The sequence below is a fragment of the Demequina lignilytica genome, assembly GCF_030418305.1.
Lineage (GTDB): Bacteria > Actinomycetota > Actinomycetes > Actinomycetales > Demequinaceae > Demequina > Demequina lignilytica.
In genome coordinates, this window is the sequence record NZ_JAUHPX010000009.1 from 42,126 (window position 1) to 64,735 (window position 22,610).

At 72.8% G+C, this 22,610-nt stretch carries 19 protein-coding genes and 1 tRNA gene; 14 read left to right on the top strand and 6 right to left on the bottom strand.

The features are described from left to right. The first annotated feature begins 34 nt into the window (after positions 1-34). The 4 genes from imuA' (at position 35) to QQX10_RS12700 (ending at position 6,449) form a co-directional block, all read left to right on the top strand. Complete coding sequence (imuA', locus tag QQX10_RS12685; RefSeq protein WP_301121585.1) at positions 35-718, top strand: DnaE2-dependent mutagenesis accessory factor ImuA'; 684 nt, start codon at positions 35-37, stop codon at positions 716-718. Next, positions 715-2,415, top strand: coding sequence for a DNA polymerase Y family protein (locus QQX10_RS12690; protein ID WP_301121583.1), 1,701 nt, complete (start codon positions 715-717; stop codon positions 2,413-2,415). The genes imuA' and QQX10_RS12690 overlap by 4 nt, the downstream gene beginning before the upstream one ends. Continuing rightward, positions 2,408-5,818: an error-prone DNA polymerase gene (locus QQX10_RS12695; protein WP_301121581.1), complete on the top strand. Its 3,411-nt coding sequence runs from the start codon at positions 2,408-2,410 to the stop codon at positions 5,816-5,818. The genes QQX10_RS12690 and QQX10_RS12695 overlap by 8 nt, the downstream gene beginning before the upstream one ends. A gap of 484 nt (positions 5,819-6,302) precedes the next feature. Continuing rightward, a complete protein-coding gene (locus tag QQX10_RS12700) occupies positions 6,303-6,449 on the top strand; it encodes a GPGG-motif small membrane protein (RefSeq protein ID WP_301121580.1) in 147 nt (48 codons plus the stop codon). A 65-nt stretch (positions 6,450-6,514) separates the two neighbouring features. Here the strand turns inward: QQX10_RS12700 and QQX10_RS12705 are convergent, their stop codons facing one another. Together QQX10_RS12705 and QQX10_RS12710 are read right to left on the bottom strand one after the other, a co-directional pair. Next, positions 6,515-8,734, bottom strand: a complete 2,220-nt coding sequence (locus QQX10_RS12705; RefSeq protein WP_301121577.1) for a sodium-translocating pyrophosphatase — start codon at positions 8,732-8,734, stop codon at positions 6,515-6,517. A 24-nt stretch (positions 8,735-8,758) separates the two neighbouring features. Then, positions 8,759-9,544, bottom strand: a complete 786-nt coding sequence (locus tag QQX10_RS12710) for a hypothetical protein (RefSeq protein WP_301121575.1) — start codon at positions 9,542-9,544, stop codon at positions 8,759-8,761. Positions 9,545-9,737: 193 nt separating this feature from the next. Here QQX10_RS12710 and QQX10_RS12715 point away from each other — a divergent pair. The 3 genes from QQX10_RS12715 (at position 9,738) to QQX10_RS12725 (ending at position 12,735) form a co-directional block, all read left to right on the top strand. Next, a tRNA-Leu gene (locus tag QQX10_RS12715) sits at positions 9,738-9,823 on the top strand. A 160-nt stretch (positions 9,824-9,983) separates the two neighbouring features. Continuing rightward, positions 9,984-11,390: a glycosyltransferase family 39 protein gene (locus QQX10_RS12720; RefSeq protein WP_301121573.1), complete on the top strand. Its 1,407-nt coding sequence runs from the start codon at positions 9,984-9,986 to the stop codon at positions 11,388-11,390. A 46-nt stretch (positions 11,391-11,436) separates the two neighbouring features. Beyond that, positions 11,437-12,735: a M20/M25/M40 family metallo-hydrolase gene (locus tag QQX10_RS12725; RefSeq protein ID WP_301121571.1), complete on the top strand. Its 1,299-nt coding sequence runs from the start codon at positions 11,437-11,439 to the stop codon at positions 12,733-12,735. Between the two features lie 44 nt (positions 12,736-12,779). Here the strand turns inward: QQX10_RS12725 and QQX10_RS12730 are convergent, their stop codons facing one another. Beyond that, positions 12,780-13,037 (bottom strand): DUF5703 family protein, encoded by a 258-nt coding sequence (locus QQX10_RS12730; RefSeq protein WP_301121569.1) that lies wholly within the window; start codon positions 13,035-13,037, stop codon positions 12,780-12,782. A 42-nt stretch (positions 13,038-13,079) separates the two neighbouring features. Between QQX10_RS12730 and QQX10_RS12735 the strand changes: the two genes are divergently transcribed. Further along, entirely contained in the window at positions 13,080-13,370 is a 291-nt protein-coding gene (locus QQX10_RS12735; protein ID WP_301121566.1) for a primosomal protein, read from the top strand. Positions 13,371-13,383: 13 nt separating this feature from the next. Here the strand turns inward: QQX10_RS12735 and QQX10_RS12740 are convergent, their stop codons facing one another. After that, a complete protein-coding gene (locus QQX10_RS12740) occupies positions 13,384-14,346 on the bottom strand; it encodes an aldo/keto reductase (protein WP_301121564.1) in 963 nt (320 codons plus the stop codon). 82 nt (positions 14,347-14,428) lie between these two features. Here QQX10_RS12740 and QQX10_RS12745 point away from each other — a divergent pair, with 82 nt between their 5' ends. Next, positions 14,429-15,289, top strand: a complete 861-nt coding sequence (locus QQX10_RS12745; RefSeq protein ID WP_301121562.1) for an undecaprenyl-diphosphate phosphatase — start codon at positions 14,429-14,431, stop codon at positions 15,287-15,289. 246 nt (positions 15,290-15,535) lie between these two features. On the opposite strand, the gene QQX10_RS12750 is transcribed toward QQX10_RS12745, so the two are convergent. After that, positions 15,536-16,402: a PAC2 family protein gene (locus QQX10_RS12750; protein WP_301121560.1), complete on the bottom strand. Its 867-nt coding sequence runs from the start codon at positions 16,400-16,402 to the stop codon at positions 15,536-15,538. A 24-nt stretch (positions 16,403-16,426) separates the two neighbouring features. Here QQX10_RS12750 and QQX10_RS12755 point away from each other — a divergent pair, with 24 nt between their 5' ends. Next, positions 16,427-17,116 (top strand): HAD family hydrolase, encoded by a 690-nt coding sequence (locus QQX10_RS12755; protein ID WP_301144569.1) that lies wholly within the window; start codon positions 16,427-16,429, stop codon positions 17,114-17,116. A 4-nt stretch (positions 17,117-17,120) separates the two neighbouring features. Next, entirely contained in the window at positions 17,121-18,101 is a 981-nt protein-coding gene (locus QQX10_RS12760; protein WP_301121557.1) for a hypothetical protein, read from the top strand. Positions 18,102-18,114: 13 nt separating this feature from the next. Here the strand turns inward: QQX10_RS12760 and QQX10_RS12765 are convergent, their stop codons facing one another. Beyond that, on the bottom strand, positions 18,115-18,948 hold the full coding sequence (locus QQX10_RS12765) for a RecB family exonuclease (protein ID WP_301121555.1): 834 nt from the start codon (positions 18,946-18,948) through the stop codon (positions 18,115-18,117). Positions 18,949-19,027: 79 nt separating this feature from the next. Here QQX10_RS12765 and QQX10_RS12770 point away from each other — a divergent pair, with 79 nt between their 5' ends. The 3 genes from QQX10_RS12770 to arc are packed head-to-tail and all read left to right on the top strand — an operon-like array spanning position 19,028 to position 22,608. Next, positions 19,028-20,131: a site-2 protease family protein gene (locus tag QQX10_RS12770; protein ID WP_301121553.1), complete on the top strand. Its 1,104-nt coding sequence runs from the start codon at positions 19,028-19,030 to the stop codon at positions 20,129-20,131. A 48-nt stretch (positions 20,132-20,179) separates the two neighbouring features. Then, complete coding sequence (locus QQX10_RS12775; protein WP_301121551.1) at positions 20,180-21,202, top strand: tRNA (adenine-N1)-methyltransferase; 1,023 nt, start codon at positions 20,180-20,182, stop codon at positions 21,200-21,202. Between the two features lie 2 nt (positions 21,203-21,204). Further along, complete coding sequence (arc, locus tag QQX10_RS12780; protein WP_301121549.1) at positions 21,205-22,608, top strand: proteasome ATPase; 1,404 nt, start codon at positions 21,205-21,207, stop codon at positions 22,606-22,608. Positions 22,609-22,610: the final 2 nt, after the last annotated feature.

The following is a 22,610-nucleotide window of genomic DNA, read 5'->3' on the forward strand; positions in this document are numbered from 1 at the left end:
GCGGGGGCGTTCGGAGGGGCCGGGAGGTGACGGCATGGAGACGGCGGAGGACAGGCTCGCCCGCGCACGCGCCGCGCTCGAGGGCGTGCAGCGGCGGGTCGGCACCACCCGGGATCGCTGGAGCGCGCCCACGCTGCCGCTGGCCGCCGTGCTCGATCAGCTGCTTCCCGAGGGGCTCAGGCGGGGCCGGGTGGTGGCGGTCGAAGGGTCCACGGCGCTGCTCCTGTCGCTGGTCGCGGCGGCCTCCGCGGCCGGATCCTGGACGGCGGTGGTGGGGATGCCCTCGCTCGGCGTGGTGGCGGCCGCCCGGCGCGGTCTCGACCTGGACCGGCTGGCGTCGGTGCCGCATCCGGGCGCGCAGGCGCCGGCGGTCGCGGGCGCCTGCGTCGACGGCATGGACGTCGTGGTGCTGGGGCCGCGGCTCGCGCTGTCGGACGCGGACCGGCGCCGGCTCGCCTCCCGGGCGCGGGAGCGGGGCGCGGTCATCCTCTCCGCCGGACCCTGGCCGGGCGCTCATGTCTCCCTGGCCGTGACCGGCTCGCGCTGGCACGGGCTCGGCGCGGGTGACGGGCGGCTGCGCGGCCGTGACCTCATGGTCGAGGTGCGGGGACGTCAGTCGGGCGGCACCCGTCTGGTGACGCTGCCCTTCGACGCGGATGCGCCGGCGCGGCGCCCCGCCCAGATGCCGGCCGTCCAGGTCCTCGGCGGTGCCGCATGAGCCCGGTGCCGGTGGTGAGGCGCGCGGTCCTGTGGGTGCCGGACTGGCCGGTGGTCGCGGCCATGACCGAGGCGGGGCTGGGGGCGGATGTCCCCGCGGCGGTGCTGCACGGCCGCGGACTGGTCGCGGTGTCCGCGGCCGCGCGCGCGGCCGGGGTGAGGCGGGGGAGCACCCGCCGGCTCGCCCAGCGGGCCTGCCCCGACCTGGTGCTGCTGCCGCACGACGAGGGGCGCGACTCCCGTCAGTTCGAGGCGGTCGCCGCCGCCGCCGAGCAGGCCGTCTCCGGGGTGGAGATCTCCCGTCCCGGCCTGCTGATGATCCCCGCGGACGGCGCGGCGCGCTTCCACGGCTCCGAGGAGGCGCTGGCCGAGGCGCTGGTGACCTCGGTGGCGGAGCAGGCCGGGATCGAGAGCTCCGTCGGGATGGCGGACGGGCTGCTGGCCGCCGTGCTGGCCGCGCGGGGGTCGGCGCTGGTGCCGCCGGGCGGGTCTCCGGGCTTCCTGGCTCCGGCGTCGGTCGAGTCGATCGCGCTGGCGGCCATGGAGAAGGCGCAGCGGGAGGAGGCGGAGCGGCTGGCGAGCGTGCTGGTGAGGCTCGGCATCGTCACTCTGGGCGACCTGGCGTCGCTGCCGTTCGCCGACATCCTCGCGAGGTTCGGCCCGGTGGGGGCGTGGGCGCATCGTCTCGCCTCGGGCCAGGACCTGGCGCCGCCGGTGCTGCGTCGCAGCGAGGAGGACATCGCGGTCGAGCGGGTGTTCGAGGACCCGGTCGAGCGCATCGATCACCTGGTGCCTGTCGCCGCCGAGCTCGCCGACGGCCTGGACCGTGCGCTGCTCGACGCGGGTGTGCGCTGCGGTCGCGTGCGCATCACCGCGCGCACCGAGAAGGGGCACGACCTGGCCCGGGTGTGGCGGACCGATGTGGGCGCGCGGGCCGGGGCCTTCGCGCGCCACATGACGGATCGGGTGCGGTGGCAGCTCGAGGGCTGGCTGTCGGGCACCTCGGGGACGGCCGGCAGGGAAGGGGCGCCCGAACCCGCGCCGCTGGTCGCGCTGGGGCTGGTGGCCGAGGACGTGGTGCCGCTCGGCTCCGAGCAGTCCTATCTGTGGGGTGGGACCTCGGGCGCGGACGCCCGCGCCCACCGCGCCCTCGAACGCGTCCAGGGGCTCCTGGGGCTCGAGGGCGTGCTCGCGGTCGCCGAGCAGGGCGGGCGCTCTCCCCGCGACAGGGCGCATCTCGCGCCCTGGGGCCAGGAGGCGCCCCCCGCCCGTGCGATCGCCCATCCCTGGCCGGGACGGATCCCCGACCCTCCGCCGGCGACGGTGCCCCCCGTGCCCCGACCCGCGCTGGTGCTGGACGCCGGAGGCGGGGCCGTCACCATCAGCAGGCGGCTGGCGGTCAGCGCGCCACCCACCTGGGTGCGGCTCGAGGCGGACCCTGCGGACGAGCGCGCGCGGGCCGCCAACCGCCATCCCTCCTCCGGGCACGTCGGGAGGATCGAGGGCCCGGTATGGGACCGGCCGCGGCCGGTCGAGTCCTGGGCCGGCCCATGGCCGGTCGCGGAGCGGTGGTGGTCGGAGGACGCCTCGCGGCGTGCCTACGTCCAGGTCGCGCTGCGCGACACCGAGGAGTCGCAGCTCGCGGTGCTGCTCGCCTACACCTCCGGTCGATGGGAGCTCGAGGCCGTCTATGACTGAGATCGCCGACTACGCCGAGCTTCACGCCCACAGCGCCTTCAGCTTCCTCGACGGTGCCAGCCAGCCCGAGGAGATGGCGGCGGAGGCCGGCCGGCTGGGGCTGAGCGCGCTCGCGCTCACCGATCACGACGGCCTCTACGGCGCCGTCCGCTTCGCCGGCGCGGCCCGCTCGATCGGGCTGCCCACGGTGTTCGGGGCGGAGCTCAGCCTCGCGGTCGGCGGCGTCGGCGGCAGGCCCGTGCTCGACCCGCCCACCGGGGTCCCCGACCCGCGGGCGAGCCATCTGGTGGTGCTCGCCCGCGGGGCCGAGGGCTACGCGCGCCTCAGCCACGCCATCGGCATGGCCCACCTCGCGACGGGGGAGAAGGGCAAGGCTCGCTACACGCTCGAGTCCCTCGCGGAGGCGGGCGACGGGAGGCTGCTGGTGCTCACCGGCTGCCGCAAGGGGGCGGTACGGGCGGCGCTCACCGGGCAGGCCGGGGCGGCGCTCGGGGGAGGCTCCCGCGGTGTCGGCACCCACGTGCTGTCCGGGGGCGTCACGCCGGCCGGCCACGCCGCCGCGCGGACCGAGCTGGACCGGCTGGTCGCGCTGTTCGGCCGGGACAACGTCGCCGTCGAGATCACCGACGCCGGCCACCCTCACGACTCGGAGGTCAACGACGCGCTCGCCGACCTCGCCTTCGACCTGTCGCTGCCGCTCGTCGCCACCACCAACGCCCACTACGCGACGCCGCGCGACGCCGACCTGGCCGGGGCGCTGGCCGCGGTGCGCGCCCGGTCCTCCCTGGACCAGATGGACGGCTGGCTCCCCGGCTCGCCGGGCCAGCATCTGCGCAGCGCCGGGGAGATGCTGTTCCGGCATCGGCGCCATCCCCAGGCCGTCCTCAACGCCGCCCACCTCGCGGCGGAGTCCGCCTTCGACCTCGACCTGGTGGCCCCGAACCTGCCGCCGTATCCGGTGCCGCCCGGCCACACCGAGGCCACGTGGCTGCGCGAGCTCACGTATCGCGGCGCGCGGGAGCGCTACGGGCCGCCCGACCGGGAGCGGGTCGCGGGCGCGTGGGCGCAGATCGAGCACGAGCTCGCCGTGATCGAGGCGCTCGACTTCCCCGGCTACTTCCTGATCGTCCACGACATCGTCGCGTTCTGCCGCCGGCAGGACATCCTGTGCCAGGGACGCGGGTCGGCCGCCAACAGCGCGGTCTGCTTCGCGCTCGGCGTCACCGCGGTCGATGCCGTCACCCACGGCCTCCTGTTCGAGCGCTTCCTCGCGCCCGAGCGCGACGGCCCGCCCGACATCGACGTCGACATCGAGTCCGACCGGCGCGAGGAGGTGATCCAGCACGTCTTCTCCCGCTTCGGGCGCATCAACGCCGCCATGGTCGCCAACGTCATCCAGTACCGGCCGCGCTCCGCGGTGAGGGATGCGGCCCGGGCGCTCGGCTTCGACGTGGGCCAGCAGGACGCGTGGTCCAAGTCCATCGACCGCTGGAGCGCGCTGCGGGTGCCCCCGGAGAAGCAGGAGGAGTGGGCCGCGAAGCAGCGGGACGCGATGTGGCCCGAGCCCCCGCCCACGCAGGACCTCGAGCACATCCCGGACGACGTCCTCGACCTCGCGGACCGGCTCATGCGGCTGCCGCGGCACCTGGGGATCCACCCGGGCGGCATGGTGCTGTGCGACCGGCCCGTGATCGACGTGTGCCCCGTCGAGTGGGGCCGCATGCCCGGCCGCACCGTCCTCCAGTGGGACAAGGACGACTGTGCGGACGCCGGCCTCGTGAAGTTCGACCTGCTGGGCCTGGGCATGCTGTCCGCGCTCAAGTACGCGTTCCGCTTCATGCAGGAGATCCGGCGCGAGGATCTGGGGCTGCACTCCCTGCCGCAGGAGGACCCGGAGGTCTACGACCTGCTGTGCGCCGCGGACACGGTGGGGGTGTTCCAGGTCGAGTCGCGCGCCCAGATGGCGACCCTGCCGCGTCTGCGGCCGCGGAGGTTCTACGACATCGTCATCGAGGTCGCGCTCATCCGGCCCGGCCCCATCCAGGGCGGCTCCGTCCACCCGTACATCAACCGGGCGCGCGGGCGGGAGGAGGTCACGTTCCTCCACCCGCTGCTGGAGAGGTCGCTGGGCAAGACGCTCGGGGTGCCGCTGTTCCAGGAGCAGCTGATGCAGATGGCGATGGACGCCGCGGGCTTCGACGGCGCGCTCGCCGACCAGCTCCGGCGCGCGATGGGCTCCAAGCGCAGCCCCGAGCGGATGGAGGCGCTGCGGGCGCGATTCATGGTGGGTGCCCACGAGCGGGGCATCACCGCCGACGTCGCCCATCAGATCTTCGACAAGCTGAAGGCCTTCGCGGACTTCGGATTCCCGGAGTCGCACTCGTTCTCCTTCGCCTACCTGGTCTACGCGTCCAGCTGGCTCAAGGTGCACCGCCCCGCGGCGTTCTACGCGGGGCTGCTCGCCGCGCAGCCCATGGGCTTCTACTCGCCGCAGTCGCTCGCCGCTGACGCCCGCCGCCACGGGCAGGCGATCCTGCGCCCGTGCGTGGCCCGCTCCGAGGTGCTCGCGCGCGTCGAGCTGCTCGAGTCCCCGTTCCCGGCACCAGGGGAGACCCGGCCCGAGATGGCGTCCCTGGTGCACGTGGATCCGACCCTCGCCGTGAGGATGGGCCTCGGTGCGGTGAGGGGCCTCGGGGACGAGGCCGCAGGCGCGATCGTGGCGGCACGGGAGGAGGGCCCCTTCGCATCGCTCCACGACATGGCGCGACGCGTGCGGATCCGTCCGACGGGCGTGTCCGGCCAGGCCGGGCTCGCCCCCGAGAAGGGGCTCACCACCGCCCAGTGGGAGGCGCTCGCCACCGCGGGCGCGCTCGAGTGCTTCGGCGTCACACGCCGCGAGGGCCTGTGGGCGTCAGGGGTGCTCGCGCTCGAGGGTCCCGACACCCTGCCCGGCGCGGTGCCGGGCGCGCAGGCGCCGACGCTGCCCGGCATGAGCGTGGTCGAGGAGGCCGTCGCCGACGTGTGGGCGTCGGGCGTCTCCGTGGAGGGCTACCCGACGGCGTTCGTGCGCGACGGTCTCGACAGGTCGGGGGTGCTGCGGGTCGCCGACGTCCTCGCGCACGAGGCGGAGCGGCGCGTCACGGTCGCCGGCGTGGTCACGCATCGGCAGCGACCCGGCACCGCGCGCGGCGTCACGTTCATCTCGCTGGAGGACGAGACGGGCTTCCTCAACGTCATCTGCTCGGTCGGGGTGTGGAAGAGGTTCCAGGCCGTCGCCCGGCGCTCCCCGGCGCTCATCATCCGCGGCCGGATCGAGCGCGCCGACGGCGCCACCAACCTGGTCGCCGAGCACCTCTCGCCGATGTCCCTCAAGGTGCCGTCGCGCAGCCGTGACTTCCGGTGAACCGGCCACAGGTGGGGGAGCGCGCGGGCGTCACCAGATGGCGCACCGTCGCGAACGCCCACACCAGCGCGGCCGTCGCCGCCAGGCTGGTGAGGCTGCCGAGCGGGTGGTGCCACCGTCGCCTCGAGCGATCCTGCTGCCACGCCTCCGTCGACCCCGAGGCGCACGCGACCACCCTGAGCACATAGACCAGCCCCGCCGACGACGAGCGTCGCGACCGCATCTCCTCCGGACGCGATCATGGCCTCCCCCTTCGAGTCGAGTCGTGCCCGGGGGGCCACCTTCCACGGTAGGTATCGTGCCCGGTCGCGGCCGGGTCCACGGGCCCTGCGGCGCACCCCGACGACGAGGCCGCACGCGGCCCGTCGCGGCGCCGCGATGCGGACGAATGTTGGGCAGGCGGGAATACCTGGGGCGTCACGCGCGGTTGACACGTGTGCACCACCCCGGGGACCGCGAAACAACCATTCGAAGGAGACACACCATGTGGGACTTCATCCTCTGGATTGCCGCCGTGATCCTTGTCGTGTTCGGCATCGTCCGCATCTTCCAGAAGCAGCTCCTGTGGGGCATCGTGCTCATCGTCATCGGCCTCCTGGTCGGTCCCGGTGGCGTGAGCCTGCTGACCTGACGGCGCCGCTCGTGCAGGCGTGACGAGAGCCCCGGCCGCCCGGCCGGGGCTCTCGCGCGTCCCGCTCAGACCAGGTGGATGGCCACCGTCACGCCGGCGACCACGATCGCCTCCATAGACATCAGCTTCACCAGGATGTTGAGTCCCGGACCCGCGGTGTCCTTGAACGGATCGCCGACCGTGTCGCCGATCACCGCGGCCCGGTGGGCCGCCGAGCCCTTGCCTCCGTGGTGCCCCTCCTCGATGTACTTCTTGGCGTTGTCCCACGCGCCGCCGGCGTTCGCCATGAACATCGACAGCGAGAACCCCGTCACGGCGGCCCCGGCGAGCAGCCCGAGCACGCCCGGCACCCCGAAGAGCACGCCGATCAGCACGGGGGCGGCGATCGCCAGGATCGAGGGCACCATCATCTCCCGCTGCGCCGCGCGGGTGGAGATCTCGACGCAGCGCGCGTAGTCCGGATCCGAGGTGCCCGCCATGATGCCGGGGATCTCGCGGAACTGGCGGCGCACCTCGTCGACCATCTGGCCGGCGGCGCGTCCCACGGCCTTCATGGTGATGCCGGAGAACACGAAGGCGAGCATCGCGCCGGTGAACATGCCGACGATCACCTTCGGGTTGACCAGCACCACCTCGAAGCGGGCCATCATCTCCATGAGGCCGAGCTCCTGGAGCGCGTCGCCGGATCCCGGCACCACCGAGGACCCGTCGGGGAAGAAGAACTCGTTGCCGCGGTCGAGCACATGCGAGATGCCGATCTTGACCTCCTCGATGTAGGAGGCCAGCAGCGCGATGCCGGTGAGCGCCGCCGACCCGATCGCGAAGCCCTTGCCGGTCGCGGCCGTGGTGTTCCCCAGCGCGTCGAGCGCGTCGGTGCGCTCGCGCACCTCGGGAGGAAGCCCGCTCATCTCGGCGTTGCCGCCGGCGTTGTCCGCGATGGGGCCGTAGGCGTCCGTCGCGAGCGTGATGCCGAGCGTCGAGAGCATGCCGACCGCCGCCATGCCGATGCCGTACAGGCCCAGGTTCATGGTGTCCGTGGTGAACTGCCAGCCCGAGCCGGCGAAGTAGGCGAGCGAGGTGCCGATGCCGACAGCGGCGACGGGCACCGCGACCGACAGCATCCCCTCGCCGAGCCCCGAGATGATGACGGTCGCCGGACCGGTCTTCGAGCTGCCCGCGATCCGCTGCGTCGGAGCGTAGCCCTGGGACGTGAAGTGCTCCGCTGCGCGTCCGATGGTGATGCCGACCAGCAGGCCGACCACCAGCGCGGTCCACACGCCCCAGAGGTTCGGCACCCCCATCAGCGACAGGACCGCGAGGGACAGCAGCGCGATCAGCACCGCCGAGCCGTTCACGCCGCGCCCGAGCGACGCGAGGAGCTGCTGCGCGCTCGCACCCTCCCGGGTGCGGACGAAGAACACGCCGACGACCGACAGCAGCGTGCCGAGGGCGCCGATCACCATGGGCGCCACCACGGCCGTCAGCTGGACCTCGGCGCCCGCGCCGAAGTACGCCGCCGCTCCCAGGGCGGCGGAGGCGAGGATCACACCCACGTAGGACTCGTACAGGTCGGCGCCCATGCCTGCGACGTCGCCGACGTTGTCGCCCACGTTGTCCGCGATGGTCGCCGGGTTGCGAGGGTCGTCCTCGGGGATGCCCGCCTCGATCTTGCCCACCAGGTCCGCGCCCACATCGGCGGCCTTGGTGAAGATGCCGCCGCCGACGCGGGCGAACAGCGACTGCACGGCGGCGCCCATGCCGAACGTCAGCATCGTGGTGGTCACGATCACCACGTGGTGCGCGTCGTCGATCGAGTAGAAGCGGGTGAGGACGAAGAACCACACGGCGATGTCGAGCAGCCCGAGCCCGACCACCGTCAGCCCCATGACGGCGCCCGACCGGAACGCGACGCGCAGCCCGTGGTTGAGGGACTCGCGCGCGGCGTTGGCCGTGCGAGCCGACGCGAAGGTCGCGGTACGCATCCCGATGAAGCCCGCGAGTCCGGAGAACAGGCCGCCGGTGAGGAACGCGAACGGCACCCACGGGTTCTGCATGTGCAGCACGTACGCGAGCACGCAGAAGATCGCGGTGAGCGACGCCAGGACGATCCCGACCACCTTGTACTGCTGCTTGAGGTAGGCGAGCGCGCCGGCACGCACGTGCGCGGCGATGCGGGCCATCGTCTCGGTGCCCTCCGACTCCTTCATCATCTGCGAGAAGAAGAAGTAGGCGGCGCCGAGCGCGAGCACGGATGCGAGGGGGACGAGCCAGAACCAGGCAGGCATGACGACCTTCCGTCGGTAGGGGGTCTAGTGGCCGAAGGCGGACTGGGCGGAGCGCCACCAGGCGAGATGCTCACGCTCCAGCGCGTCTCGGTCGGGCATGGGGAACGCGGTGAGCCCGGTGGAGTCGCCGACGTAGAAGGCGCGCCGGACGGTCCGGAACAGCACCTCCTGGGTCATCTGCCGCAGCACCGTCTTCGTGGGCTTCGCAGGTCCGGTGGCGAGCTCTCGCAGGCAGTCGCGCAGGTGCCCGATGTTCGGGTAGGGGAGGTCCTCGACGTCCGGGTCGGCCGAGTCCGGGTCGCCGCGCAGGGTGCCGAGCGTGAGCTCGGTGAAGGCGATGCGGGGCACGTGCACCGGCTGCGAGGTGTCCGTGATGAAGGCGGTGAAGGCGGCCGGGTCGAGGTTCGACACGACGCGCGGATTCACGGGGCAGAACTCCTGGTACATGCGCGCGCGCTGCTCGCCGTCGGGCTCGTACGGTCGAGGAAGCAGCGTCAGGGTGCGGCCGTCGTCGGTGGTGAGGTGCAGCGCGGTGAGCGCCTCCCGCGGGATGAACTCGAGCACCCGGTAGATCGACAGGTACACCGAGTTCTTCGGATGTCCGTCCGGATGCGGCGAGGTGCGCGCCTCCACGTCGGACAGGTCGAAGGCACCGGGCGGGAGCGCGCCACGATCGACCGAGAAGAACACGGCCTGGCCCCGCGCGCGCTTGGCGTTGCCGATCGCGTAGTAGAGACCGAACTCCTCGGGGGTGAGCCCCGAGGCGATGAGCGCCTCGGGGATGAGGGAGAGATACAGGTGCGTCGTCATCGTCGCGTTCCTCGTGGGCCGAGCGGGTGGGGGCTCACCTTCGACGCTAGAACCCCTCGAATAGCAGGGTTGTGGGCATTTGGTCCCGGTGGCGACGAACGACGCGGGGTGACGGGTGTGCACATCGCGAGGTTCCGGGCGTGCTACAGTTCTTCTCGCGCTGAAGCGCTCCACGGAGCGGTTCGGTCCACTCGTCCGGGTGGCGGAATTGGCAGACGCGCTAGCTTGAGGTGCTAGTGCCCTTTATCGGGCGTGGGGGTTCAAGTCCCCCCTCGGACACGGAATCGAAGGCCCCGACCTGATGGTCGGGGCCTTCGTCGTGCCCGGCGACGGCATCGTCCTCCGGCCGCGTCCCCGAGGACGGCCCGCGCCTCCGCTATACGATGCGAGCAGCGCGCACATGCGCGCGAGCCCGAGACCGTCGATGCGAGGAGGACCGGTGCCCGCGACCCGGACACGGCCGGTCCCGCTGCCGTCGACCTGGGTGTCCCGCGCCGAGGCGTGGGCTGCATCCTTCCGCGACACCCGGCGCGGACGGATGGGCGTGCTCGCGTTCTACGTGGTCGTCTCGGCGCTGATCGTCGTCCCGGTCGTGCTCGGGCCGGGGACCGCGCTGTCCCGGATCGACGAGCCGACCCACGCCGACTACGCCTGGCAGGTCGCGCACGGCCAGATCCCCTATGCGGGATCCGTGATCGCGCCCGAGATCCGCGAGCTCTGGGCGTGCGCCGGTCAGGAGCGCTACGACCTGCCCGCCTGCGGATCTGCCGCAGAGGCGTGGGAGTTCCCCTACCTGGGCCAGCAGTACAACTTCAGCCATCCACCGCTGTACTACGCCGTGGTCGGCCTGCCCGCGCGCGCGCTCGACGCCGTGCTGCCCGGCTCGGACTTCATCACCTCGGCGAGGCTGCTGGGGGTGGGATGGCTCGCCGGCGGCATGTTCGTGCTGTTCGTCGCGCTGCGTCGCTGGCGTCTCGATCCGATGGCGGCGATCGTCGCTCCGCTCCTGCTCCCTGCGTTCCCCCGGGTGCTCCACGCGGTCACCACGGTGAACCCCGACGCGACCGCGGTGGTGATCGGCGCCGCGGCGGTGTGGCTCGCCGCGCGGATCCTCGTCGACGACCACGCCGACTGGCGCGTCGCGGCCGCGCTGGCGGGCGCCGCGGGCATGTCGAAGACCATCACCGCGATCCCGTTCATCGCGCTCGGCGCTCTCCTGGTGTTCCGCGCGGTGCGCGACCGCCGCGTCCGGGATCGCGCGTCCCGGGTGAGGGAGCTCGTGCTCGTGGGCGCCATGGCCGCGGCGATCCTGATCCCATACGGCCTCTGGCAGGCGTGGCAGGGGACGCGTGGGGACGTCGGGTGGCAGAACCCGCTCGTCGGGCTCAACACCCGCGACGTGCTCGGGCTGCCGGGATCGGAGTGGATCGAGACGGCGTTCAGCGGCCTCAACCTCGCGTCCGACTACTACCTGCAGCCACCCCTCAACGTCGCGCTGATGATCTCGTGGACCCGGCTGCTCAACCTGCTCGTGATCGGCGCCGTGTTCGCGGTGATCGTCGCGTGCGCCAAGGAGCCTGCGCGACGGTCCCTCGGCTGGATGGTGCTCGCCGGGGCGGCCCTGTACCCGACGATCGTCCAGGCGCAGGCGTACCTGAGCACCGCGGTCCCCCAGTACTTCCCGTCCGTCACCGGTCGCTACGGTCTCGCGCTGGTCCCGGGGGTGGTCGCCTGCCTGGTGATCGCCGGCTGGAAGGCCGGGTACCGCCGCCTCATCTACGTGCTGGTCCTGGCCGGCGCCGTGGTGCTCGGGATCGTCATCTCGAACGGCATGTCCGTCTCCTGAGGCGACGATGCGCGGCGTCGCCGCGCGCCGCCGCTAGCCTGGGCGGATGACCGAGTCCGACGTGGTGCGCCTCGCACGAGACCTCATCCGCATCGACACCTCCAACTACGGTGACGTCGACGGCCCGGGGGAGAGGGCCGCGGCCGAGTACGTCGCCGCCTACCTGTCCGACCTCGGGCTCGAGCCCGTGATTCGCGAGTCCGAGCCGGGCCGCGCGAGCCTCACCGCGCTGTGGGAGGGCTCCGACCGCACGCGTCCGCCGCTGGTCCTGCACGGACACCTCGACGTGGTGCCGGCGTTCCGGGAGGACTGGACCGTCGAGCCCTTCGCGGCGGAGGTCAAGGACGGCATGATCTGGGGCCGCGGCGCGGTCGACATGAAGGGCGTCGACGCGATGTACCTGGCCGCGATCGGCCGGATGATCCGCGCCGGCGCGAAGCCGGCCCGCGACATCGTCATCGCGTTCTTCGCGGACGAGGAGCATGGCGGCCACCGGGGCGCGAAGTGGATGGTGCAGCATCACCCCGACGACTTCCGCGGGGCCACCGAGGCGGTCTCCGAGGTCGGCGGCTTCTCGATCCAGGTGGGGGACCGGCGCGTCTACCTGTTCCAGACCGGCGAGAAGGGCATGCAGTGGGTGCGCCTCGCCGCGACCGGCGTGCAGGGGCACGGCTCGCTGGTGCACCGGGACAACGCCGTCGCGCACCTCGCCGGCGCCATGCACCGGATCGGTCAGCATGTCTGGCCCATGGAGATCACGCCGCCGGTCGAGACCCTGCTGCGCGGCATCGCCGACATCCTCGGCATCGACTACGCCGAGGACCCTGAGACGGTCGACCGGATCGTCGCCGGCATGGGGGCCGTCGGGCGGATGGTCGAGGCGTCGCTCAGGAACACCTCGAACCCGACCATGCTGGACGCGGGCTACAAGGTCAACGTGATCCCCGACACCGCCGGCGGCTTCGTGGACTCGCGCTTCCTCCACGGTCAGCAGGAGCAGGTCCTGCGCAAGCTCGAGGAGCTCGCCGGCACCGACGTCAAGGTCGAGCCGTACATCCTCGAGCAGTCCATCGAGCTGCCCTTCGACGCGCCGCTGGTCCATAAGGCGATCGCGGCGATCAAGGCGGACGACCCGGACGCCGTGGTGCTTCCGTACTCGATGATGGGCGGCACCGACAACAAGCACCTCGCGACGATTGGGATCGCCGGCTACGGCTTCGCGCCCCTGCGGCTGCCTCCCGAGCTCGACTTCCCCGGGCTCTTCCATGGCATCGACGAGCGCGTGCCGCTCGACTCGCTCGAGTTCGGCACCGATGTCATGGTGCGCTTCCTCGCCGACTGCTGACGCGCATCGTCCCGGCGGGGACGATGCGGCGCCGGGGCCGCGCGTCAGGCCGCGTCGTCGGTGCGACGCACGTTCATCACCCGGCGGCGCAGCCACACCCGGCGCGCGCCACCGTAGAACAGCTGCGACCTCACCAGGTCCCAGCGGCCGTACTCCGCCTGCTCGGTGAGGACCGCGCGCGCCTCCGACCGCGACACGTCGCGCGCGATGTCGACCACGCGCCACTCGTAGCGGCTGTCGGCGGATGCGGTGCCCCGGGTCGGGACCACCACGTGGGCGGGGACGTGCTGACCAGGATTCATCGTGCCTCCCATTCAATCGCAACCACGGGTAACGTCATAGCCATGAGCAGCAACGCGCATGAGGCGCTGAGGGTGCTGGTGGCGGCCTTCGAGGAGCATCTGGCCGCGGTGATCGGGCGTCGCGGGGACGAGGACGCGACCGTCGACGAGGCGTACGACGCGCTCGCGGACGCCTTCGACCGGTACGAGGCGGTGCTCGACGTCGAGCTCGGCGAGACGCTGCCGATGATCGCGGACGACGACGAGGAGCTGGACGACGAGGAGCTCGACGGCCACGCCGAGGAGGACGAGGACGAGCTGGACGACGACCTGGACGACTTCGAGCTGAGCTGACCAGGCCGCGCGCTCATCGCCGCTCCGGGTATCCCAGGTCGATCGCCGAGACCTCGTCCAGCGCCTCCGCGATCGCCGAGGCCAGGCGCAGGTCGGGCGCGGCGAGCGACGGTGTCAGCTGCTCCGCCGTGCGGGCACCGACCACCGCGCTCGCGATGAAGGGACGGGCCAGCACCCATGCGAGCGCCACCTCCTGCGGCTGGACGCCGAGCCCGTCGGACGCGATCGACACGGCCTCCACGATCGACCCCGCGCGGTCGTCCAGGTAGGGCGCGACGAATCCCGAGAGGTGCTCGGACGCCGCCCGCGAGTCCGCGGGGATCGCGTGACGGTACTTGCCGGTCAGCACCCCGCGGCCCAGCGGGGACCAGGCGAGGACCCCCATCCCGAGCGCCTTCGTGGCGGGCACGACCTCGCGCTCGATGCCGCGCTGCAGCAGGGAGTACTCCATCTCGGTCGCGGCGATCGAGGGCCGGCGCCCCGCCAGCGCCGCGATCTGCGCCGTCGCCCACCCGGGGAAGTTCGAGACCCCGACGTAGCGCGCGCGGCCGCTGTTGACCGCGATCTCGAGAGCGTGGAGCGTCTCGTCGATCGGGGTGGTCGCGTCGTGCTGGTGGACCAGCCACAGGTCCACATGGTCCGTGCCCAGGCGCTCGAGCGAGGCGTCGAGGGTGTCGAGCATCGTGTCGCGCGAGGCGTCGACCACGCCGCCGCTGCGGGTCCGTCGGATCCCCGCCTTGGTGCAGATCTGCACGTCGCCGCGCGAGTGCGCCGCGGTGAGCAGCCGCCCGATCAGCGCCTCCGACCCGCCGTCCGCGTACGAAGCCGCGGTGTCGATCAGCGTGCCGCCGGCGTCGAGGAAGAGGTCGAGCTGGTCCGCCGCCTCACCGTCGTCGGTGTCGCGGCTCCAGGTCATGGTGCCGAGTGCCAGGCGCGAGACCTCGAGACCCGTGGTGCCGATCCTCGCGCGCTGCATGACAGCGACGCTAGCGGACCGGTCGCGCCGAGCCTCGGCGCGACGCGCGGGGGCCGTCCCGGCGGGCAGTAGGGTGGCCGCCATGGGTTGGTGGGAAGCGGTCATCCTCGGACTGGTGCAGGGGCTCACGGAGTTCCTGCCGATCTCCTCGAGCGCGCACATCCGCGTGATCGGCGCCCTCCTTCCGCACGGCACCGACCCGGGCGCGGCGTTCACCGCGATCATCCAGATCGGCACCGAGGCGGCGGTGCTCGTGTACTTCTGGAAGGACATCGTCCGGATCGTCGCCGCGTGGTTCCGCGCGCTGTTCGGCCGTGACGGCTCCGACTGGCGCGCTCGCATGGGCGCGCACTCGTCCGACGCGCGGATGGGGTGGTTCGTCATCCTCGGCTCGTTCCCGATCGTGATCCTCGGCGTGCTCTTCAAGGACGCGATCGAGACCAGCCTGCGCAACCTGTACATCACCGCGGCCGTGCTCGCCCTGTTCGCGATCGTGCTGTGGTTCGCGGATCGCGTCGGCTCGAAGCGGCGTCAGCTCGACGAGCTCACGGTGAAGGACGCGATCCTGCTGGGCTTCGCCCAGGCCATGGCCCTGATCCCCGGGGTCTCGCGGTCGGGCGGCACCATCACCATGGGCCTGCTGCTCGGCATGACCCGCGAGGCCGCGGCGAGGATCTCCTTCCTGCTCGCGATCCCGGCGGTGCTCGGCTCGGGCTTCTTCGAGCTGTACACCGAGTGGGACACGCTGGGGGCCGCCGGGTCGCCCGGCTTCGTCAACACCGCGATCGCGACGGTGGTCGCCTTCGGCGTCGGGTACGCCGTGATCGTGTGGTTCCTCAAGCTGGTCTCGACGCACAGCTACACGCCGTTCGTGCTGTACCGGATCGGCGCCTCGGGCGCGATCCTGGGCCTGCTCGCGGCGGGAGCCATCAGCGCGACCTGACCCCCGCATCGCCCCGCCCCGCGCGAACCCCTCTACCACCCCACTCGTCTCGGGACACTCAGTCCTCAATCTGAGGCGTGGTCGGGCGTCTCGGGACACTCAGTCCCCATCGGCGCGAGGTCACCGCGGGCGACGAGGACTGAGTGTCCCGGGAAGGCTTGGATCGGCCGGAAACGAGGACTGAGTGTCCCGACAGCATGTGGCGAGCGGAGGCGCGGAAGCGCGGGGAGGCAGGGGGAGAGGGCCTCAGGCCTTGCCGTTGCCGCTGTCGCGGCGGCGCAGGAACTTCTCGAACTCCGCGGCGATCGCGTCGCCCGAGGCCTCCGGCAGGCTGGTCTCGTCCATCAGCGACTCGAGCTGCTGGACATGCGCGGCGATCTCCTCGTCCTCCTCGGCGAGCTCGTCGGCTCCGCGCTGCCACGCGTCGACCTCGTCGACCATCTCGCCCAGATCGATCGGCTCGCCCAGGAAGCGCTCGAGCTGCGAGAGGATCGACACCGTCGCCTTCGGGCTCGGCGGGTGCGCGACGTAGTGCGGCACCCCGACCCAGACCGAGATGACCGTGATGCCGCGCAGGCTCGCCTCGTGCCCGAGCACCCCGAGCACGCCGGTCGGTCCCTCGTAGTCGGACCGCTCGAGGTCGAACGCCTGGCGCGCGGCCGCGTCCTCGCTGGTGACGAAGGTCGGCAGCGGTCGCGTGTGCGGCGCGTCGACCAGCAGCGCGCCGCAGGTGATGAGGGTCGAGACCTCGAGGTCCTCCGCGTAGTCGAGGATCTCCCGGCAGAAGGTGCGCCAGCGCATCGAGGGCTCGATGCCGCGCACGACCACCACCTCGCGGTCGCCCACCCACGGCCCGTTCGCGGTCGACAGCACCGTTCCCGGCCACGAGACCACGCGCTCCCCGCCCGGCAGGGTCTGGATCGAGGGCCGGCTCACCTGGAAGTCGTGGTACTCCTCCGGGTCGAGAGTCGCGTACTCGCGGGCCTCCCACGCGCGGGCCAGGTGGTCGAGCGCGGACGATGCGGCGGAGCCGGCGTCGTTCCAGCCCTCGAAGGCCGCGATCATCACGGACTGGTCGGCGGCCAGGGAGACGGGGTCGCTGTCGGGGCTCATTGCGCCAGCCTAGACTCGCCCCATATGAATGAGAAGGCGACTCTCCCTGCCGCGGTCCTGTGGGACATGGACGGCACCCTGATCGACTCGGAGCCGTACTGGATCTCGGCCGAGATCGAGCTCACCCGCAGCTTCGGCGTCGAGTGGACGCACGAGGACGGGCTGACCCTGGTCGGCAAGCCGCTGCTGTACTCGGCAGAGCTGTTCCGGGAGCGCGGGGTCGATCTGGACCCCGAGGACATCATCGACTTCCTCATCGAGCGGGTGACGGCGCAGGTGCGGCGCGAGACGCCCTGGATGGACGATGCGCGGGCGCTGCTCGACTCCGTGGTCGCCGCGGGCATCCCGTGCGCCCTGGTGACGATGTCCTACTCGCGCCTGGCCGATGCCGTGGTGTCGCGGGTGCCCGACGCCTTCGCGGTGGTGGTCACCGGCGACCAGGTGACCCACGGCAAGCCCCATCCGGAGGCGTACCTCACGGCGGCGCAGCGGCTGGGCGTCCCGATCGAGCGCTGCGTCGCGATCGAGGACTCGCCGTCCGGCGTCGGCTCCGCGTACACGGCCGGCGCGACCACCCTCGGCGTGCGCCGGCTCGCCCCCCTCGAGGCGCGCCCGGGCCTGTCGCGGGTGCGGTCGCTCGACGGGATGACGGCCGGGACGCTGGCGCGTCTGCTCGCGGGCGACGTGATCGACGAGCTCGGCGACGAGGTCTGATCCGATGCGAGGTCCCCGCTCGACGCTCGCGCACGTCCGGGACACCGCACGTGACGCCGCCCGGCTCCACGGCGGCCGCGACCCCGATCGCGGCGCCCAGCACGCCCGGCTGCTGATCGGGAGCGGACGCAGCGGCACCACCTGGCTCCTGCAGGAGATGACCCGTCTCACCGCCGCGCGCCCGGTGTTCGAGCCGTTCCACCCGATCGACGTGCCGCGGTCGAGCGAGGTGGTCCCGCGCGGCTACCTCCCACGGGACGCCGAGGCCCCCGCGCTCGAGCGCCACGTCGCGGACGTGCTCGGGGGCGGTTTCCGCGCCCCCTGGACCGAGCAGTGCAACCCCGCCCCGTACCTGCACCGCTACCGCGGTCGGGTGGTCAAGGAGGTCCACACCCACCTGTGGGCCGGATGGCTTCAGGCGCGCTTCCCCGAGGTCCCGATCGCGGTGGTGGTCCGTCACCCGTTCGCGCAGGTCGGGAGCCGGTCGGCGCTCGCGTGGAGCGACCGCAAGCTCGACCTGATCGTCGCGGATGCCGACCTCGTCGACGCGCATGCCCCGGAGCTGCCGGCGCTGGTCGCGGACGCGCGCACCCCGCTCGAACGCGGCGTGCTCCTGTGGGCGATCGACAACAGAGTGCTGCTGCGGACGCTCACGCCGGGCTCGCCGTTCCTCTTCGGCTACGAGGACGCGGTCGCCGACCCCGCCGTGGTCGGCGACCTGCTGGAGCACTTCGGCTTCCCCCGGCCCGCCTCGCGCGAGCTCGCCCACGAGGCCCGGGGCGTGGCGTCGCTCATGTCGCAGCCGGGGGCTCCCCGGCGCGCCGCCGCGGACGCGAACGCGAAGTGGCTCGACGGTGCGGATCCCGCCGCGGTCGGACGCGCGCTCGCGTCGCTCGAGGCGCTGGGCTTCGGGGACGTCTTCGACGCGCGCGGCGGCACCGACATCGGACGGCTGCGCGAGCGAGCCGCAGGCGGACTCGCCTGACGGAGCGGCCGGGTCAGGCGCCGGCAGGACGCACGCCGAGCGCGCGTTCGACGGCGTCCGGGTCGAGCGCGGGCTCGACGCCGCCGAACTCGGGACAGCGGTCCTGGAAGCTGCACCATCCGCACAGCGGACCCTTGCGCGTGCGGAAGCGGCCCGCGGCGGCGGCCGCGGTGATCTCCGCCCACACCTCGCGGATCTCGTGCTCCACCTGGGCGATGTCGTCACCGGTGGGCCGGATCTCGAGCCGGCCGCCGTCCTTGAGGAACAGCAGCTGGAGGAGTGCGGGGCGGCGCTGCCGGATCCGCTCGATGACGAGCGCGTAGAAGCGCATCTGGAACCGCTCCTTCTTGGCTCCGTAGCGCGGGTCGGGCGTCTTGCCGGTCTTGTAGTCGACGATCCGGATGGACCCGTCGGGCGCGATGTCGATGCGATCGACGATGCCCCGCAGCAGCGGGCCGTCGTCGAGCTGGACCTCGACGAACTCCTCCCGCCCCGCCGGCTCGAGGCGCTGCGGGTTCTCGAGGTCGAAGTAGGTGGCGAGGCGCTGGCGGCCGTCCGCGAGCCAGGCGGACTCCGCGGCCTCGTCGTCATGGAGCGACGCGAGCTCGGGCCGTTTGTCGCGCATGCGCCGCCACTCGGGCTCCAGCCGCTCCTGCGCCGTCTCGACGGTGCGGTCAGGCGCCGGCAGGTCGTAGAGCCGTTCGAGGACCGCGTGCACCAGCGTGCCGAGCGTCGCGGCTGCGGACGGCGGCTCGGGGAGCCGGTCCACCGTCCGGTACCTGAACAGCAGCGGGCACTGCTGGAAGTCGCCCGCGCGGGACGGGGACAGTGCGGGAGGACGAGGCATGGCACCACCCTAGGCGGGGCGTCCGACACCGGCCCGTCCCTGCGGCGGGCGGCGCGTCGCGACCGTCTACGGTTGAGCCATGGCCTCTCCCCGGACCCGTGGCATCCCTCTCGGCCGCGTGCTGGGCGCGCGCGTCGTGCTCGCGCCGTCGACCCTGATCATGGCGGTGGTGCTCGCGGCCCTCTACGGCACCACGTACTCGTCAGACGGGTTCAGCAGCGACGGCGCGATCCTCGGGCTCGTGGTCGCCGTCGCGCTGTTCGTCTCGATCTTCCTGCACGAGCTCGCCCACGCGGTGGCCGCTCGCGGCTTCAAGCGCGAGGTGCATGAGATCGTCCTCACCTTCTTCGGCGGCCACACCCAGTTCCGCGCCTCCGACCCGCGCCCGGTGGAGATCGGCGTGATCGCGGCCTCGGGGCCGCTCGCCAACGCCGTGATCGGCGCGGTGGCGATGGCGCTCGCGGGAACGCTCGACGGGCTGCCCGGCGCGGTCACCCGGTACATCGCGCTGCTCAACTTCTTCCTCGCGGGCTTCAACGCGCTGCCGGGCACGCCGCTCGACGGCGGCCGGGTGGTGAACGCCATCGTGTGGGGCGTGTCCGGGGACCGCTGGAAGGGGCACCGATGGGCGGCCCAGGGCGGTCGCATCGTCGCGATCGCGACGGTCCTCGCGGCCCTCGGCATCCCGCTCCTCCTCGGCTCGTCGCCCGACCTGGTCGCCGTCATCTGGGCGGTCTTCCTGTTCTCGGTGATCTGGCCGGCCGCGTCCGCCGAGCTGCGGGCGGCGAGCGTCCTCGCGCGTCGCGAGCGGGTCACCGCCGTCGCGGTGTCGCGCACCGCGGTCGGGGTGCCCTACGACGCCACCGTGGAGGAGGCGCGCGCGTCGGCCCACGCGGCCGGCGCGGCCGAGGTGGTGGTGCTGGCCGCCGACGGCCAGCCCGCGGGCCACTTCCCGGTCGCCCTGACGGACGAGGTGCCGCCGGAGGCCCGGCCCACCACGTCGCTCATGTCCGTGACGATGCCGCTGGTGCGAGGCGCCGTGATCCCCGCCGACGCCGTCGGCGAGGGCCTGGTCGAGGCCGTCGTGCCCTGGGTGGGCAAGACCGACGCGGTGGCCGTCATGGGACCGGACGGGCCGGTCGGCGTGGCGCTGCTCGACGACGTCGTGCGCGCCCTCCAGTAGGGCCGCCCCGGCTCCGGGTGGCCCACGGCGGCGCCCTAGACTTGCGGCATGACCCATCCTTCCGAGCCCGCCGGCGCGTCCGAGCGCAGGGGCCCGCTGCGCGCGGGGGACCGCGTCCAGCTGACCGACGTCAAGGGCCGCCACCACACGATCGTCCTCACGCCGGGCAAGCAGTTCCACACCCACCGCGGGATGTTCCACCACGACGACGTCATCGGTCGCCCCGAGGGCACCGTGGTGACGAACACCGCCGGCTTCGACTACCTGGTCCTGCGTCCGCTGCTCAGCGACTTCGTGCTCTCCATGCCGCGCGGCGCCGCCGTCGTGTACCCGAAGGATGCCGGCCAGATCATCCAGATGGCAGACATCTACCCGGGCGCGCGCGTCGTGGAGGCGGGCGTCGGGTCCGGCGGGCTGACCATGTCGCTGCTGCGCGCGGTGGGCGACGGGGGCCGGCTGGTGTCGATCGAGCGCCGCGAGGACTTCGCGGACATCGCCCGCGCGAACGTCGAGTCGCACTTCGGCGGCCCGCACCCCGCGTGGCGCCTCGAGATCGGCGACTTCGCCGACCGCGTCGGCGACGCCTTCGAGCCCGGCACGGTCGACCGCATCGTCCTCGACATGCTGGCCCCGTGGGAGAACCTCGAGGCGGCGGCGGCGGCGCTGGCCCCGGGCGGCGTCCTGCTCGCGTACGTGGCCACCACCACGCAGCTCTCGCGTCTGGCGGAGGACCTGCGCGAGCATGGCGGCTTCACCGAGCCCCGCGCGTGGGAGACGATGCTGCGGACGTGGCATCTCGAGGGGCTCGCCGTGCGTCCCGACCACCGTATGGTGGGGCACACCGGCTTCCTGCTCACCACGCGCCGCATGGCGCCGGGCGTCGACGCGCCTCGGCGCACCCGCCGTCCCGCCAAGGGCGCCTACCCGGTCGACGGCGAATGGGAGCCCGAGGACCTGGGGGAGCGTCCGGTGAGCGACAAGAAGGTGCGCAAGGTCCGTCGCGACGCGGTCGCGGCGGCCGCGCTGCACCACGCAGCCGACGGCGCGGCGGACGATGCGGGGGAGGAGTGATGGTGGCTGAGGCACAGGACCTGATCGCGCGGCTCGAGCGCCAGAACGCGGAGCTGCAGCGCCTGCTGACGGTCGCACGGGACCAGCTGGGAGAGATGAGGGAGAAGCTCGCGGAGGCGTCGCAGCCGCCGCAGACCTTCGCGACCTTCGTCGAGCGCGCCGGGCGCAACGCGGATGTGGTCGCCTCCGGCCGGCGCCTCCGCGTCGCGGTGCTGCCGACGCTCGAGGCGGATCTCAAGCCCGGCGACGAGGTCCTGCTCAACGCCATGAACGTCGTGGTCGACGTGGCCACGCCCGAGCGCTCGGGCCAGGCCGCGATCGTGCGCGAGGTGCTCGACGACGATCGGATCCTGGTGGTCGCCCGCGGCGAGGACGAGCGCGTCGTGGTGCTGATCGGCGGCGACGCGCACCGCCGCGTCCACGAGGGCGACACGGTCATCATCGATCCCCGCACCGGATTCGCCTCCGAGAAGATCGAGCGCTCCGGCGTCGAGGCCCTGCTGCTCGAGGAGGTGCCGGACATCGACTACGCCTCGATCGGCGGCCTCACGCCGCAGATCGAGCGCATCCGGGACGCGATCGAGCTGCCCCTCACCCACCCGGAGCTGTACCGCGAGCATGCCCTGCGTCCGCCGCGCGGCCTGCTGCTGTACGGCCCGCCCGGCTGCGGAAAGACGCTCATCGCCAAGGCGGTGGCGCACTCGCTCGCCGACGCGGTGGGCGCGGACCGCTCCTACTTCCTGAGCGTCAAGGGCCCCGAGCTGCTCAACAAGTACGTGGGCGAGACGGAGCGGTACATCCGCACCATCTTCGAGCGCGCCCGCGCGAAGGCGCACTCGGGCGCCCCCGTCGTGGTGTTCTTCGACGAGATGGACGCGTTGTTCCGCGCCCGCGGCTCGGGCGTGAGCTCGGACATGGAGACCACGATCGTGCCGCAGCTCCTCACGGAGCTCGACGGCGTGGAGGCGCTGGGCAACGTGATCGTGATCGGTGCCTCGAACCGCGAGGACATGATCGACCCCGCGATCCTGCGCCCCGGCCGCCTCGACGTGAAGATCGAGATCTCGCGACCCTCGCGGGCGGCGACGGCGGACATCTTCGGCAAGTACCTCACGGCCGACCTCCCGCTCGCGCAGGCCGAGCTCGACGCCCACGGCGGGGACGCGGGCGCGACCGCGCAGGCCCTCATCCAGGCGGCGACCGACCGGATCTTCGCCCACGACGATGCGCATCGTCACGTCTCCGGCGCGGTGGTCCGCAACGTGGTCGACCGCGCGAAGACCGCAGCGATCAAGGGCGTGGTCGCGGGCGAGGCCCGCGGCCTCACGCGCACGCACCTGGCGATGGCCGCGGATCAGGAGCTCGCGGAGGCCCGCGCGGTCGAGATGAAGTCGCTGGGCGGTTGACG